Genomic DNA, 15428 nt, shown 5'->3' with positions numbered 1-15428 from the left:
GATCTTTGACCAGAGGAGGGGGTATCATGAACCGTCTTGATCCATACGGTGCGTTTTCTACGTATGTACCGGGATTTACTGAAATGTTAATTGACTATTACGAACGTGAACAGAGCGAACGAAATCAGGAGTTAGATGAGATTTGGCGCGTCATTCGTCCAGCGCTCGCGCCTCTATATGCAAAGCTGGAACAATATTATGTTCCGCGCAATGTATCGCGCTATATGTTTCGCGTCATTGTGCAAATTACACTCAATCATAAAAATGAGGTTAGCGGAGCGCTTGAACAAAGGGTTCAGCAATTGTTTCAAACTGTAAGATTGACGTCCCCTTGGATGTTTACTGTTTTTCAAGCGTATCGCATTCCGCAAAATGAAATTGAACAGATTGTGAAAACTGTCATTCGAGCGGTTCTAGAGAATATCGGCTATCGACCAGAGCGAGAGTGGAGTAAGTGGGAAAGCTTGGGTGGGGTGTTATCATCAGGACCGACTGTTGCCTCTTGGCGCCCCAATCGGTTAGATGTATTTGCTAGAGGCGTGAACCGGCAATTGCTGCATAAGTGGTGGGACGGTGTTCGTTGGAGCGAGTGGGAAAATCTATCTGGAATGTTAACTTCATCTCCAGCGGCCGTTTCGTGGGGAGAGAATCGAATTGATGTGTTTGCCCGCGGTCCGGAGCGCCAGTTATTGCATAAATGGTGGGACGGTGTTCGTTGGAGCGAATGGGAGGATTTAGGGGGAGTATTAAGTTCCACTCCTGCTGTAGCATCATGGGCAGCCAATCGCCTTGATGTATTTGTGCGGGGGGATGATCGCCATTTATATCATAGATGGTGGGACGGCGCTCGTTGGAGCAATTGGGAGAATCTGGGTGGTGTGATTACATCGGCACCAGGAGCAGTTTCATGGGGAGAGAATCGAATTGATGTGTTTGCCCGCGGTCCGGAGCGCCAGCTGTTGCATAAATGGTGGGACGGCGCCCGTTGGAGCAATTGGGAGAATCTAGGGGGTTCTCTCACGTCAAGTCCAGCTGCCGCTTCTAGGGGTGTGAATCGCCTTGATGTGTTTGCCCGCGGAGCCGACAACGAACTTTTATACAAATATTGGGACGGAACACGTTGGAGCGATTTTCTTCGTTTAGATGGCCGCATTACATCGGAGCCAGCCGCCGTTTCATGGGGCGGAAATCGTCTTGATGTATTTGCGCGCGGCGAACGCAATGAACTGCTCCACCGTTGGAAAAGCTAAAAACAAAAAACACGCTTGGCTATCGATTTGCTGCCGGCGTGTTTTTTTATTTTGATGAAAAAGCAATACAATATAGAAACAGAATATGGTACAATGATGGGCGATGTATGGATGAACGGAGGAAATCAAGAATGATTTTCATGATTAAGCCTCTTATTGTTAATATTACAATATTATTGTCATTAACGTTTAATGCCAATTTATTTTTTCCGTTTCGCGATCGGTTTATGTTAACCACAAAGCAGCAAATCGTTTATGGATTGTTTGCCGCGTTTGCCGCGGTATTATGCATGTTTTATCCGATTGAAACGCTCGGTGACACACATTTTGATTTTCGTATGCTTGTGATTTTAATCGTTACGTTGTACATTGGTTGGCTGGCTGGTGGGATATGTACAGCCGTTGTAGTAGTTGGGCGGATCTTGATCGGCGGTTCTTTTGTTTGGATTGGAGTGCTTGTTTCGGTTGTTTCATTTGTGATCGCTCTATTGTTTCGCCCATTTTATCGAAAAGCGGAAAATAGATGGGGGTACGCATTGATCATTGTGCTCCTTTACTTCGTTTTTTATTTTACCGTTATTATTCATACAGTGTTCTTTTTAAAATGGGAATTTTATAGTATATACTTTGTTATGTTTTTGCTGACATATATCATTATCGTTTTTTTAATCGAGCGTTTAGTGGTTTATAATCGCCAATTTGATGAAATGGTATATATGGATAAATTAGCAATGGTCAGCGAAATGGCTGCCTCGTTCGCCCATGAAATTCGCAATCCCATTACAACTGTCCGGGGGTTTATCCAGCTTTTACAAAAGGATGCTGGGGATAAGCAGCTAGAACAGTTTGCTCCTCTTATTTTAGAAGAATTAGACCGGGCCAATAAAATTATTACCGACTACTTAAAATTAGCAAAACCAGCCGATTTTTGCCTCCGTTCCATTCATTTAAATAAAGTGTTGTACGATTGCATTAACTTGCTTCGTCCGTTAGGCGCGTTCTCTAACGTATCGATTGAATGGAAGGTTCGAGGGAATTATTCTGTATGGGGAGACGAACAGTATTTAAAGCAATCATTTTTAAACATTATTAAAAATGCGATTGAAGCAATTGACAAAAGCGGAACAGTGACGATTACAGCTGAATCCCTTCCGCAACAGCAAGCAGTAAAGGTGGTAATCGAAGATAACGGAAAAGGGATGACAGACGAAGAATTAAAAAAAATTGGTCTTCCCTACTATACGACAAAAACGAAAGGAACAGGATTAGGGAGCATGATTGCGAACCGCTTAATTCGTGAGATGGGAGGAACGGTTCACTATACAAGCCGCCTCGGAAAAGGCACGCGTGTTGAGATTACATTGCCCCTTATGAAATAAGACAAACTGTTCACGTCATATATATAGAAAAAGTGCAGGGAGAAAGGAAGGAGAGGTATGGCGAGAACGGTTTGGGGAGTGGATTCTGCAGCGAGAGTAACAGAACAACTATTTTATTGTGTAAGAAATGAATTGGGCTATCCGAAGTTTTGGGGACGTTATTTAACAGATGTGCCAAACGTTTCCGATGGATTGACAGGACAAGAAATCACGCTTCTGCGAAACCATGGCGTAAAAATATTGTTGATTTATAACGCATTTCGTCAAGCAACTGGATATGCAAACGGACAAGTAGCCGCGCGTAATGCTGTGTTTCATGCGCGACGTCTTGGCATTCCAAAAAACAAAGTGCTGTTTGCAAACATTGAAGATTTTTTTGCCGTCGACGAAGCGTGGATTCGGGCGTGGGTGGAAACGCTCCATCCGACAGGCTATCGTCCGGGACTGTATGCGGACCCTTCAAAAGGAGATTTTGCAAAAGCGTATTGTGAAGCAGTGCAAAACAACAACCAAATCGCTGTGCAATCGATTATTTGGAGCTCAGCTCCAAGACCCGGAACAACAAAAGAACAAAGAGCGCCCAAATACGCGCCAGCTGCCCCAAACTGCAAAGCGAATGTGTGGGCATGGCAATATGGGCGGGACGCAGAATCGTGTCCTGTGGATACGAACCTAGCTGATCGTCGCTTACTTGAATTTTTTTATTAAAAAGTTGCCTTTATACCGGCAGCTTTTTTTTACGAATCAAGGGAAATGGAGAAGAAAATATGAAGGAAAAATATTTCTTCTTCTTTCTCAAGAAAATATAATAAAAACAGACATGCTATAACATCATAATCAGGGAAGGAAGTCATTAAAATGAATGAAAGACGGGAAATTTTGCTAGAAAGCGGAACAAATGAGTTAGAAATTGTCGAGTTTTTAATTGGTGATAACCAGTTTGCCATTAACGTTATGAAAGTAAGAGAAATCCTAAATCCGGTTCCAATTACAAAGGTTCCTCACTCGCACCCTAATATAGAAGGTATTATTGAGCTGCGCGGCGAGGTGCTGCCTATTATTGATATGGCAAAAGCGCTCGGATTTCCGCCTTCTGACAATCCGCAGCAAGATAAATTCATTGTTGCTGAATTCAATCAGCAAAAGGTTGTGTTTCACGTTCATAATGTGACACGCATTCATCGCATTTCTTGGAAGCAAATTGAAAAGCCGTCACAAATGTATCAAGGGTTGGACGGTCAAATTATCGGCGTTGTCAAACTTGAAGGAAAAATGATTTTATTACTTGATTTTGAAAAAATGGTTGTCGACATTAATCCGGAGACAGGGATTAACGTGCAGCAAGTGAAGAAGCTAGGAAAACGCGAGCGCTCCGACAAAAAAATTGTCGTCGCTGAAGATTCGCCGTTATTGCGGAAATTATTGCATGATACGCTCGCAGAAGCCGGTTATGTGTTCGTTGAGTTTTTTGAAAACGGGGAAGATGCCCTTCGTTATTTGCAGTCGATTACCAAAGAAGGAAAGCCAATCGAACAAGAAGTGCAGCTCGTGATTACAGATATTGAGATGCCGCAAATGGATGGTCACCATTTAACAAGAAGAATTCGTGAGGACGAACAGCTCAATAAATTACCTGTTGTTATTTTCTCCTCGCTCATTACAGATGATCTGCGCCATAAAGGAGATCAAGTAGGAGCGACTGCACAAGTCAGCAAACCGGAAATCGGCGAGCTCGTTAAAATTATCGATAAACATATTTTATAAAAAGCCTATTTAAGATGCACTGGCTCTCTCAATATAGATGGTTTTGAAATTATTGTTAGTAATAGATACAGGCATTTAATTAATAGGAAATTGTGAGAGTTTGCTCACTTAAAAAACGGCAAGTGGAGGATATCGTAGTTCGATTTTGTGGGGAAGAGCTCGCTAAAAAATGCTCCAATTGTTTTTCGTTTGGATACACAGAGAAAGCTGCCCGTACTAACGGAAGAATATAAAATGGATCAATTATAGCTGGACAGCCTATTTAGGAAAGAGGCTGTCTATTTTTTATGTACAAATTGCTTGTGCTCGCACCTGTAAAGCAGCCATTTATGTAAAAAAAGCATTTCTATTTTACTAGGCTGCTTTTCCCTTTCTTCTATGGTGCCTTTTCACTCTTGGTCAAAAACTCAAACTACATTCTCTCAAACCTTCTGTCGGGTTCTTTAGTTGCTAAGAGTGGTGATGATGTTGCAGGAGGGGGATTCTTTCCATTTTCGCTCCTAGTAGTAAGAGAGAAGGATAGAAACAGAAATTTTATACATAATAATGGGTAAACAAAGAGGGAGGCCGATTGCGAGTGGGCAAGGAGGAGCTAGCGATTCCGCCATCGTTGAGCGATATTGAACAAACGATTCAAAATAGATGGGCACAGACGCCGGATTTAGTTGTTTGTCGATTGTATAGTCAGCAATTAAATAGGAATGTCTTGCTTATATATTTAGACAGCTTGATCGATAAGAACTCCATTAATAATAATGTGTTGCAGCCTCTATTGTTTGAACGAACCGATGCGCACAACGTGGGCGATCTAGCCTTGTTAATTGGACAAAAGAAACATGCGACGTTATGGTCGGATGTCGAAGAGGCGATTTTTCAAGGAGAGAGTGTTCTATTTGTTGAAGGACAAGCCGAAGCGATTATTTTAGATACGCAAGGATGGCCGCAACGAGCAATCGCTGAACCGCAAGTGGAATCGTCGCTCAAAGGTTCGCATCAAGGTTTTATTGAGACAGGCGAAAAGAATATCGCTCTTATTCGCCGCTATCTTCCCAACCGTGAATTAAAGATTAAAGAGTTAACAGTTGGAAGAAGGGGAAAGACGAAAGTGGCGCTTCTTTATTTGGAAGATGTGACATCGAAAGAAGTATTGCAAGAATTGGAGGGCCGCATTCGTCAGGTGGATATTGACGCGATTGTCAATACAGGGGAACTTATGCAATTGATTGAGGATAACCCGTTTTCTCCATTTCCACAGTTTTTGTTAACAGAACGGCCAGACGCAGCGGTCAGCCATTTGCTGCAAGGAAGAATCGTCGTCGTTGTAGACCGTTCGCCGAGCGTTATGATTGGCCCGATGTCGTTTGTTGCTTTTTTTCAGACCGTTGATGATTATAGTACGCGTTGGATGATTGCCTCATTTTTGCGCTTGTTGCGCATGCTCGCTTTTTTTTGTGGCCATTTTTTTACCGTCGTTATATATTACAACGATTTCGTTTCATTATGAACTTCTTCCTTTAAATTTAATTTTGACTGTCGGTGAATCGCGTGAACAAGTGCCACTTCCACCGATTTTGGAAGCCATTTTGATGGAGTTAGCGATTGAAATGTTGCGGGAGGCGGGATTGCGTTTGCCTGCTCCCATCGGACAGACGGTCGGGATTGTAGGGGGGGTCGTTATTGGACAAGCTGCTGTGCAGGCGGGGCTTGTAAGCAATATCATGGTCGTGATCGTCGCTATTACAGCTATCAGTTCGTTTATTATTCCGAATCCGGACATGTCAGAATCAGTGCGTCTGATTCGCTTTCCAATGATGGTTGTTTCCTCGCTATTTGGCATTGTCGGCATGTCAATTGGCTTGATGATATTAGTAATCCATCTTTCGTGTTTACAATCACTTAGCACCCCGCTTGGCAACCCGTTTGCGCCAGTGCGGTTTCGAGATTGGAAGGATACTTTTGTCCGCTTTCCTCTTTGGGCTATGCGTTTTCGACCTTTGTCAGCTCGTCCGATACAGTTAAAAAGGCAGGAAAAAACTAGAAAATGATGGAGATTGGATCATGAAGCAACATCAAAGCAACGAGATTACCATTTTTCAATACATCTTTTTTATTGCGGGTGCACAAATTGGCATCGGCATTTTATCATTACCGGCCGATTTGGCGAAAGGATGCGGAACAGACGGATGGATCGCTATCATTCTCGGAGGGGCGATGTCCATGATTGCGAGTCTAATTATTATCAACATTATGGAAAAACACCCTAATGATACGATTTTTGAGCTGCTTCCTCGCTATTTCGGCAAGTGGCTTGGAAAGATCATGACGGTTGCATTTTCCCTATACGCAGCATTGGCGGCTACGACGGTTACTTTTACATCGATTCACCTAGTTCAAGTATGGATTTTACCGCAAACATCTAATTATTTTTTAATGATGTTATTGATGATCCCTACCTTTTTGGCGGTGCGCAATGGGGTGCGCTTTCTCGGGCGCTATGCAGAAATCGTGTTTTATATGACGCTTTGGATGCCAATTTTAATTGCTATTCCGCTAAAGGACGGTCATTTCCTTCACCTTCTTCCGGTTTTAAAAGAAGGGTGGGGCCCAATTATAAAAACAGTTAGAACAACGATTTTATCGTTTTTAGGATTCGAGCTTGTTTTTCTCATTTACCCGCTTTTACGAGAAAAACATCTTGCTAAAAAAGGGATTGTGATTGCGAACCTCATTTCTTTGACAGCTTTTGTGTTTGTAACGATCATTTGTTTTATTTTTTATAGTCCCTATGAAATTACACATTACCTCTGGCCGACGTTGTCACTATTGAAAACGATTGAGTTTCCATTTATGGAGAGGTTTGAAATTGTGTTTTTAGCAGCTTATTTGTTTGTGTTGTCAACAACAAGCTTCCCCTATCTTTTTACAGCAGTTTTTGGCATTTCCCGCATGCTTAACCGACAACATCATATTGGCCTGCTCACTGTGTGTATTGCGATTTACATCGTTGTTTCGTTGTTATACAATCCGCCGTTTGTCGATTTAAAAGTATTTTCACAATGGTGGGGCAAAACCGGCACCATTGTTGCGTACATATTTCCACCTTGCATGCTTTTATACATGAAACTGTATAGCTTGCTGAAAGGGAGAAAAAGCACATGAAGCGCAGTTTGCTCATATTTATAAATTGTTCTGTTTTATTGCTATCAGGCTGTTTGGGCAATACGAGGCTTGATACATTGACGATGACGCTCACGCTCGGGCTTGATGTGTCGAACAAGGGAACGTTTTATATGTATTCATCGAGCCCGGTTTTTAACAAAGATGCGAAAGAGCATACGGAGGTCATTCAAGTAAAAGCGACATCGTTGCGGGAAGGAAGATACAACGTAGATGTATTCGCGTCAGGCCGGACGGTAGGCGGAAAGCTGCAAAATATCGTGATCGGCAAACAGCTCGCAAGGAAAACGCCAGTGTTTCCATTGTTAGACGTAATGTATCGCGACCCTAAAAACTCGACGACGGCCCTTTTAATTATTTATGATGGACCAGTAAAAGAGCTTATGACCTCGAAGCAAAGAGAAAAGCCGCGGCTTGCGGTCGCACTTCGGGATTTAATCATTAATACCGCCATCGACAAACAAACTGTGAAAGTCAATTTATTAGACTTTCACCGGATGATGTTTGAAAAAGGGTGCACCCCGTACATGGCGGAAATGACAATGAAGAATGGAAAAATGGCCACCAAAGGCGTAGCGCTTTTTGATAGTCGTGGAAAATACGTCACATCTTTATCGCCTAAAGAAAGCGCGTTTTTTCATTTGCTTTTGAAAGATGTCAAGCCAGCTGTCCCGATTACTATTCGCATGCCACCGACAGCAGCGAATATGAGCGTATCTATCGAACATGGAAAATTTCGTTATAAAACTGCATATAAAAATGAAAGGTTTCAATTTGATTTACAAATGAATGTAGGCGTCATCATTACAGAACAAATAGCAAATAGTGATATTAGTAAAATACAAAAACAATTAGAAAAACTGATAGCAAGTGAAATAAAAAAGCGGACGGAACAATTAATCGAAAAGTTTCAGAAGCACAAAATCGATCCGCTTGGCTTAGGATTGTACGCTCGCGCTTATGAATACAACCATTGGAAGAAGGTGAAGAATCATTGGGGGGAAGCATTTGCTGAATCGCATATTTCTATCTCGCCGAAAGTTAAAATCATTAGCTACGGGGTCGTAAACTAATTGAACACCGAACGAGCCGTTCGATTTGTTCGGTGTTCAACGTTCGCCAAGACGTTTGAATATAGGTTTTTGATACGATTTTGCCGATGGTTTTTTTCGTGTTTCACTGATGCCTGTATACGATTGCAGCAGCGCTTTTGCCTGTGACAGTGGCATTCTGATGACAGGGTTGCGATATGAGCTGTTTAAAGCGCCAAGATGTGGAAGGGTCGCGAAGTCTTCTTTTGTTGGAGGAATGTGAAAATAATATTCGCCAACCGATACGAGAACATCTGATTGCTGCTGGCTATTGCGCGGATTCGGTGAAAAATGGAGACCGACCTTTTTCGCTTTTCCTTCATTGATCAGCTTTTCGATCGCTTTTTTCTTAAGAAGGTACAAAAATGAAGGATTTAGTGCAGTCTTGGCATGGCGATTTACAGTAAAAATGGCTTTTGCCAAGTTGTCTATCGTTGGTTCTAAGCGTTCCATAACTTGTCCCCTTTTCGTTAGGCTTGTCTAGTACTTTTATTATACAGTATGAACATCTGTTTGCAATACATGATATAATTTATAAAATAAACGCAAGGATGTGCGAGTGTGAAAGAAAAGTATGGAATTATCGATATCGGTTCAAATACGGTTCGTTTGGTTATTTATGAGCGACAAAAAAGTGGGCGGCTTCGGGAAATTGAAAATGTAAAAGCGGTTGTGCGGCTGCGCAACTATTTAACACCTGAAAATCTATTGATGGCGAACGGAATAGAACTTCTTCTTGATACGTTGCAAAGCTTTCAAGAAATTGTGCGCCATCATCGGTTAGAGCGGGTAAAATGTGTAGCCACTGCGACGGTTCGTCAAGCGAAAAACCAAAAGGAGATTATCGAGTTAATAGAAGCTCATACCGACTTTCGTGTTCGGGTGCTGACTGGCGAGGAAGAAGCTTATTATGGGTTTCTTGCAGTTGTCAACTCCACTCCTATTTCTGAGGCTGTCACGATCGACATCGGCGGCGGAAGTACGGAAATTACCTACTATAAAGACCGTGAGTTGCTCGAATTTCATAGTTTTCCTTTTGGGGTGTTGTCGCTCAAGGAAGCATTTGTTTCCGGTAATATTCCGACAAGTGAAGAGCTTGTACAGCTTTCTTCTTATTTAAAGAAGCAGTTTGAGACGCTGCCGTGGCTGTTAGGAAAGAATGTACCGCTTGTTGCCACGGGGGGAAGCGCTCGAAACGTTGCCCAAATTCATCAGTTTATGATGCAATATCCATTAGCCGGCATTCACCAATATGAAATGAAACAAAAGGACCTGCTAGAGGTTCGAAAACGGTTGACAGAGCTTTCATTTGAAAAAATTCAAAAATTAGAGGGGTTGTCTAAAGATCGAGCGGACTTAATTATCCCGGCTCTCGAAGTGTTTTGTGTCTTATACGACGCGGTTGACGCCTCTTCGTTTGTGTTAAGCCGAAAAGGACTTCGCGACGGAATTTTTTACGAGGAAATGATTCAACCGTTTGGTACGCGATTATTTCCTAATGTTCTTCAAGAAAGCTTTTTTGAACTCGCACAAGATTATGATGTTCGTTTAGATGATGTTCAACACGTCAACAAATTGATTATACAGCTAGTTGAACAAATTCGTTTCCTGCAATTATACCCCCTTACGGATGAAGATGTGTGCGATATGAAACAGGCAGCACATGTGTTTTATCTAGGGCAATATATTGACGAAGAATCAAGCAGTCAGCATACGTTTTATATACTGGCGAATCGCACCATTGATGGATTGATGCATAAGGATCGAGTAAAGCTTGCACTAATTGCTTCTTACAAAAACAAACCGCTGTTTAAGCAATATATTGCTCCGTTTGATGACTGGTTTACAAAAAAAGAGCAGAGGCGCATTCGCGCTCTTGGAGCGCTTTTAAAATTTGTGTATAGCTTAAATGAGACGAAACGAAAGATTGTCGAACAAATCAAGATGTCTGAGCAGGACGGGGGGATCGTAATCAATATACATTGTTGCGGTGATTTTCGTGCGGAAGAATATCAGGCAGAGAAAAATAAGAAACATATTGAAAAAATATTTAAACGGCCTGTTGAGTTATGTTTTCAGCAAAAGTAAGGGCGGGGAAGCGAAATGGAACTAAATAATCCGAATTATTATAATAACCGGGAGTTAAGCTGGCTTGCTTTTAATGAGCGCGTATTGCAAGAAGCGTTCGATGAAAGAAATCCGCTTCTTGAACGGCTAAAATTTTTGGCGATTTTCAGCTCAAATTTGGATGAATTTTTTATGGTGCGCGTTGCTGGGCTAAAGGACCAAGTTAAGGCTGGCTTTAATAAGCCGGAAAATAAAGCGGGATTGACGCCAAAGCAGCAATTGAAAAAAATCTCTGAGAAAGTGCATGAACTTGTCAGGGCACAGTATCAGCTTTATAATGAATCGCTTCTGCCGATGCTCGAAGCGGAAAACATTCAGCTTGTGTCTTTCGATGTGCTAACAAAGGAACAGCATGAATTTTTGCGTATGTACTTTACCGAACAAATTTTTTCTGTACTCACCCCGATGGCAGTTGATGCGTACCGCCCATTTCCAATGTTATTAAATAGGAGCTTAAATTTAGCAGTTGTGCTTGATGATGAAAAAGAAGAGGAAGATCGGCGAAGAAAATTGGCGATTGTCCAAGTGCCTTCGGTATTAAATAGGTTTGTCCGTCTACCATCTGAACAAGATCAATTTGTATATATTTTGCTCGAAGATGTGATTACTGCGCATATTGACATGTTGTTTACAGGATATACGGTTATTTCCGTAACGCCATTTCGCATTACGCGAAATGCCGATTTAACGATTCATGAAGAAGGTGCGCGCGATTTACTGAAGGTGATCGAAAAAGAACTGAAAAAGCGAAAATGGGGAGCGGCTGTTCGTCTTGAAATGAGAAAGGATGGATTTGATCCATTTATTTTACATTATTTGTTAGAGGAACTTGAAATTCATGCAAAAGATGTGTACGAGATTAACGGTCCGCTTGACTTGACCTTTTTCTTTCATTTTCACAAAGAGCTGTTTAAATATAAGGAGCATTTGATATATGAAGCGCTGATTCCGCAGCCGCCGAGAGATTTGGATTCTGATGAAGATATTTTTGAAAAGGCGGCTGAGCAAGATATTTTACTTCACCATCCGTATGAATCGTTCGAGCCAGTCATTGATTTTGTGTCCAATGCAGCAGACGATCCACACGTCTTAGCAATTAAACAAACTCTTTATCGGGTGAGCGGTGATTCACCGATTATTAAAGCGCTGAAACGAGCGGCGGAAAATGGGAAACAAGTAACTGTTTTAGTAGAACTGAAAGCGCGTTTCGATGAGGAAAGGAATGTACAATGGGCTAAAGAATTGGAAAAATCAGGATGTCATGTAATTTATGGCATCACTCATTTAAAAACGCATAGTAAAATTACACTCGTTGTTAGACAGAAAAACGAAAAAATTGAACGTTTTGTCCATTTAGGAACCGGCAACTATAACGATGCTACTGCAAAACTTTACACCGATTTAGGATTGATTACGTCCAATCACGAAATTGGGGAAGACGCGACTAATTTTTTTAACTATTTAAGTGGATATACGGAAAAACCCGCTTTTCGTCATTTATCTATTGCCCCATTTGATATCCGCCGTGATTTTCTGCGTCTCATTGACGAAGAAATCCGCTTTCACCGGCTCTATGGAAACGGCCGCATTATTGCCAAGATGAATGCATTGACGGATAAAGAGCTGATTATAAAGCTGTATGAGGCCTCACAAGCAGGTGTTAGCATTGACTTGATTGTGCGCGGTATTTGCTGTCTTCGCCCAGGCATTCCTGGCGTGAGCGAACATATCCGCGTGCGCAGCATCGTCGGTCGCTTTCTTGAGCATAGCCGAATTTATTATTTTCATCATAATGGCGAAGAAAAAGTGTTTTTATCGTCGGCGGATATGATGACGCGCAACATGGAAAAGCGGATAGAAATTTTATTTCCGATTTTGACCCAGCAATTAAAAAAGCGAATTATAAAAATTTTAGAAGTTTTGCTTTCGGATAATGTCAAAGCGCGCGAACAAGACAAAAATGGTGATTATTATTACGTGAAGCGGGATGAAAATGAGGAAGAAATAGACAGTCAGTTATTGTTGTTTACTACAGCATATCGAGTAAGAGAAGATGAGGAGTAGAAGGGGAATATGAGCGGAACTTGGAAGATAGGAGCTGCCGTGGCAGTCGGTGGAGCCGCTGGAGCTGTCGCACGTTCTTTAGTGAATGGGTGGATCGATGCGCCATGGCCGATTGCGACGCTTGTTGTCAATATTGTGGGTTCATTCATTTTAGGGACACTTACCGGCTATTCACTTAAAAAGCCGGTTGACGATACGTTAAAAGCAGCGATCGGCACTGGTTTTTGCGGCGGTTTAACCACGATGTCAACGTTTAGCAAGGAAGCGGTTCAACTGGTGATCAATGGGCATCTATGGTCAAGCTTTACGTATGTTTCAATGTCGCTTGCTTCGGGGCTGATCGCCGGCTGGGGGGGACTTGCGATTTGCAGTCGGCAATGGAGACAAAAGGGGGGGACGGCATGAATCTTATGACGATTGCTTTAGGAGGAGCTGTCGGCGCGTACTTGCGCTATTGCTTTGGCAAGTGGTTTATGTCGCGAAACATCTTCCCCGCGTTTCCTTTAGCGATGGTTTTGGTCAATGGAATCGGGTCGTTTGGATTGGGAATGGTAACGGCATTTACCCGTGATTATCATTGGCAGATTCCCCACGCAGTGACCATCGGTTTTTTTGGCGCGTTTACAACGTTTTCAACATTCAGCATTGAAGCGATCCAACTGTTGCGTGAAAAACAATATACATACGCTTTTATATATATTGTTCTGTCCATCTTTGGAAGTATAGCGTTGTTTGTGCTAGCTTATAACTTTTTATAAATCAACCACCCCCTATGAGGGTGGTTGATGTTTTAATGTGAAAACAGTTAACTCAGGTGGGCTAAGAAAGCGAAACGGCATTCTCGTTGTGCCTAATCCTCTATTAACATAAAGGGTTAGATCCTGAATTTTATAAAATCCTTCATAATACTGAATAGCAAGCGGCGGCGTAATTAGGGGGCCGATAAATGGAAGTTGAATCTGCCCTCCGTGGCTATGCCCAGACAGTTGCAAATGAACGGGGTAACGGGCTGCTTTCATTGCTCCATCTGGCTCGTGTAGCAATAAAATCGTGTATGTGGAAGGAGAGATTTGATGGAACATGCGATCGAAATGAGGTTTGCCAAGCATGAGATCGTCAGAACCGGCGATAGCGATTTTGCTATTGTCAATCAACTCAATCATGACATGCTCATTAAGAAGCATGCGAAATCCGGCACGTTCCATGATGTTTCGGTATAAATCAGTGCCGTATCCTCCATGATCGTGATTGCCGTAAATTGAAAATTTCCCAAGCGGCGCTCGAATATCGGATAAAATTGGAATAATGTCGTCGATATATGGATATTGATTTGGTGCATCGATTAAATCGCCGGTAAACACGACAAGGTCAGGGCTGATATCATTGATTCGTTTGACAATATGGCTGAGTCGATCAAGCGAGTAGTAATGTCCAAGATGCGTATCGCTAAACTGTAGAATGGTTACACCGTCAAAGCCTTTCGGAATTAATGGGTGGACGATGGAATGTTCTGTGACGGTCAGCCGGCTCGGTTCAATAAACCTTGCATAATAATAGCCGAACGAAGCGACAAACATTCCCCCTAATAAAGAGAGAGCGCTTTTTTTTAAAAACGTTCTTCTATTTATTTGAGTCATCGGTTTCATCGTATCTACGTCCTTTCACAATTATTTATATTATAAATGGGAAAAGTCAAACAGAAAAGTAAACAAACAAACCAAATAAATGTTAGAAAATTATGTCTATTTATAGTACAATTAAAATGAATGAATAGTCACTCATTAATTAGGGGGAGAAATATGAAAGAAAAGGTGATTATTGTAACTGGCGGATCGAGTGGAATGGGAAAGTATATGGCCAAGCGATTCGTAGAGCAGGGAGCAAATGTTGTGATTACGGGACGACGGATGGATGCGCTTGAAGAGGCAAAGAGGGAAATCGAGTCGCCAAATGGTACAGTATTGCCGATTCAAATGGATGTGCGAGACCCGGAGCTTGTAGCAGAAATGGTAAAACGTACAGACGCTGCTTTTGGCAAAATTGATGCACTTATTAACAACGCGGCAGGCAACTTTATTTGCCCGGCAGAAAAATTGTCAATTAATGGATGGAATAGCGTTATTAATATTGTATTAAACGGAACATTTTATTGCAGCCGTGAGGTGGGGAATTACTGGATTAATAAGCGGGAAAAAGGATCCATTATTAATATGGTGGCTACATATGCATGGAACGCAGGGGTAGGAGTCATTCATTCCGCGTGCGCCAAAGCGGGCGTATTGACGATGACGCGTACCCTTGCTGTAGAGTGGGGAAAAAAATATGGAATCCGCGTGAACGCAATTGCTCCAGGACCGATCGAACGGACAGGAGGAGCGGAAAAGCTTTGGGAATCAGAAGAAGCCGCCAAGCGAACATTAGAAAGCGTTCCTCTCGGTCGGCTTGGCACCCCTGAGGAAATCGCTGCGCTTGCCTCGTTTTTGCTTTCTGATGAAGCTGCCTACATTAATGGGGAGTGCATTACAATGGACGGAGGCCAATGGCTCAATATGCATCCATTTTGACAGGGGAAAAGG

The 15428-nt window shown here is 42.2% G+C and carries 13 protein-coding genes and 1 pseudogene; 12 read left to right on the top strand and 2 right to left on the bottom strand.

Features of this window, described 5'->3' with window-relative positions; translation table 11 throughout:
• Positions 1-26 precede the first annotated feature (26 nt).
• The 7 genes and pseudogenes from N667_RS0103655 to N667_RS0103620 all read left to right on the top strand — a co-directional run bounded on the left by N667_RS0103655 (position 27) and on the right by N667_RS0103620 (position 8643).
• Entirely contained in the window at positions 27-1250 is a 1224-nt protein-coding gene (locus N667_RS0103655) for a DUF346 domain-containing protein (RefSeq protein WP_027408321.1), read from the top strand.
• Between the two features lie 131 nt (positions 1251-1381).
• Positions 1382-2629 (top strand): ATP-binding protein, encoded by a 1248-nt coding sequence (locus N667_RS0103645; protein ID WP_027408320.1) that lies wholly within the window; start codon positions 1382-1384, stop codon positions 2627-2629.
• A 57-nt stretch (positions 2630-2686) separates the two neighbouring features.
• The gene (locus tag N667_RS0103640) at positions 2687-3337 is read left to right on the top strand and encodes a glycoside hydrolase domain-containing protein (protein WP_027408319.1); all 651 of its coding nucleotides are present in this window, start codon (positions 2687-2689) and stop codon (positions 3335-3337) included.
• Between the two features lie 150 nt (positions 3338-3487).
• The gene (locus N667_RS0103635) at positions 3488-4393 is read left to right on the top strand and encodes a chemotaxis protein (RefSeq protein ID WP_027408318.1); all 906 of its coding nucleotides are present in this window, start codon (positions 3488-3490) and stop codon (positions 4391-4393) included.
• Between the two features lie 577 nt (positions 4394-4970).
• Positions 4971-6438 (top strand): annotated as a pseudogene (locus tag N667_RS18225) (spore germination protein).
• Positions 6439-6451: 13 nt separating this feature from the next.
• Positions 6452-7552, top strand: coding sequence for an endospore germination permease (locus N667_RS0103625; protein ID WP_027408317.1), 1101 nt, complete (start codon positions 6452-6454; stop codon positions 7550-7552).
• Entirely contained in the window at positions 7549-8643 is a 1095-nt protein-coding gene (locus tag N667_RS0103620; RefSeq protein WP_027408316.1) for a Ger(x)C family spore germination protein, read from the top strand. Before N667_RS0103625 ends, N667_RS0103620 begins: the two co-directional genes overlap by 4 nt.
• Before the next feature lie 36 nt (positions 8644-8679).
• Here the strand turns inward: N667_RS0103620 and N667_RS0103615 are convergent, their stop codons facing one another.
• Entirely contained in the window at positions 8680-9114 is a 435-nt protein-coding gene (locus N667_RS0103615) for a YkyB family protein (RefSeq protein WP_027408315.1), read from the bottom strand.
• A 108-nt stretch (positions 9115-9222) separates the two neighbouring features.
• Between N667_RS0103615 and ppx the strand changes: the two genes are divergently transcribed.
• From ppx to crcB (N667_RS0103595), 4 genes are read left to right on the top strand one after another with little or no spacing between them, the layout of a single operon-like run.
• Positions 9223-10749, top strand: coding sequence for an exopolyphosphatase (ppx, locus tag N667_RS0103610; RefSeq protein WP_027408314.1), 1527 nt, complete (start codon positions 9223-9225; stop codon positions 10747-10749).
• Positions 10750-10764: 15 nt separating this feature from the next.
• Positions 10765-12852: an RNA degradosome polyphosphate kinase gene (locus tag N667_RS0103605; protein WP_027408313.1), complete on the top strand. Its 2088-nt coding sequence runs from the start codon at positions 10765-10767 to the stop codon at positions 12850-12852.
• Positions 12853-12861: 9 nt separating this feature from the next.
• A complete protein-coding gene (gene crcB / locus N667_RS0103600; protein WP_027408312.1) occupies positions 12862-13257 on the top strand; it encodes a fluoride efflux transporter CrcB in 396 nt (131 codons plus the stop codon).
• Positions 13254-13610, top strand: a complete 357-nt coding sequence (gene crcB, locus N667_RS0103595; RefSeq protein WP_027408311.1) for a fluoride efflux transporter CrcB — start codon at positions 13254-13256, stop codon at positions 13608-13610. Before crcB (N667_RS0103600) ends, crcB (N667_RS0103595) begins: the two co-directional genes overlap by 4 nt.
• A 12-nt stretch (positions 13611-13622) precedes the next feature.
• On the opposite strand, the gene N667_RS0103590 is transcribed toward crcB (N667_RS0103595), so the two are convergent.
• The gene (locus tag N667_RS0103590) at positions 13623-14489 is read right to left on the bottom strand and encodes a metallophosphoesterase (protein ID WP_409978169.1); all 867 of its coding nucleotides are present in this window, start codon (positions 14487-14489) and stop codon (positions 13623-13625) included.
• A gap of 162 nt (positions 14490-14651) precedes the next feature.
• On the opposite strand from N667_RS0103590, the gene fadH reads away from it, so the two are divergent.
• Positions 14652-15416: a 2,4-dienoyl-CoA reductase gene (fadH, locus tag N667_RS0103585; protein ID WP_027408309.1), complete on the top strand. Its 765-nt coding sequence runs from the start codon at positions 14652-14654 to the stop codon at positions 15414-15416.
• The last annotated feature ends 12 nt before the right edge of the window (positions 15417-15428 follow it).

It is taken from the genome of Anoxybacillus tepidamans PS2 (genome assembly GCF_000620165.1).
Taxonomy (GTDB): Bacteria; Bacillota; Bacilli; order Bacillales; family Anoxybacillaceae; genus Anoxybacteroides; species Anoxybacteroides tepidamans_A.
Note: the sequence above shows the minus strand (reverse complement) of the source record. Positions and strands in the feature narration are given on the sequence as shown.

Excerpts from the sequence above, each read along its gene's own strand:
- N667_RS0103655 (WP_027408321.1), top strand. The coding sequence starts at position 27 with ATGAACCGTCTTGATCCATACGGTGCGTTTTCTACGTATGTACCGGGA.
- N667_RS0103645 (WP_027408320.1), top strand. The coding sequence starts at position 1,382 with ATGATTTTCATGATTAAGCCTCTTATTGTTAATATTACAATATTATTG.
- N667_RS0103640 (WP_027408319.1), top strand. The coding sequence starts at position 2,687 with ATGGCGAGAACGGTTTGGGGAGTGGATTCTGCAGCGAGAGTAACAGAA.
- N667_RS0103635 (WP_027408318.1), top strand. The coding sequence starts at position 3,488 with ATGAATGAAAGACGGGAAATTTTGCTAGAAAGCGGAACAAATGAGTTA.
- N667_RS0103625 (WP_027408317.1), top strand. The coding sequence starts at position 6,452 with ATGAAGCAACATCAAAGCAACGAGATTACCATTTTTCAATACATCTTT.
- N667_RS0103620 (WP_027408316.1), top strand. The coding sequence starts at position 7,549 with ATGAAGCGCAGTTTGCTCATATTTATAAATTGTTCTGTTTTATTGCTA.
- N667_RS0103615 (WP_027408315.1), bottom strand. The coding sequence starts at position 9,114 with ATGGAACGCTTAGAACCAACGATAGACAACTTGGCAAAAGCCATTTTT.
- N667_RS0103605 (WP_027408313.1), top strand. The coding sequence starts at position 10,765 with ATGGAACTAAATAATCCGAATTATTATAATAACCGGGAGTTAAGCTGG.
- crcB (WP_027408312.1), top strand. The coding sequence starts at position 12,862 with ATGAGCGGAACTTGGAAGATAGGAGCTGCCGTGGCAGTCGGTGGAGCC.
- crcB (WP_027408311.1), top strand. The coding sequence starts at position 13,254 with ATGAATCTTATGACGATTGCTTTAGGAGGAGCTGTCGGCGCGTACTTG.
- N667_RS0103590 (WP_409978169.1), bottom strand. The coding sequence starts at position 14,489 with ATGACTCAAATAAATAGAAGAACGTTTTTAAAAAAAAGCGCTCTCTCT.
- fadH (WP_027408309.1), top strand. The coding sequence starts at position 14,652 with ATGAAAGAAAAGGTGATTATTGTAACTGGCGGATCGAGTGGAATGGGA.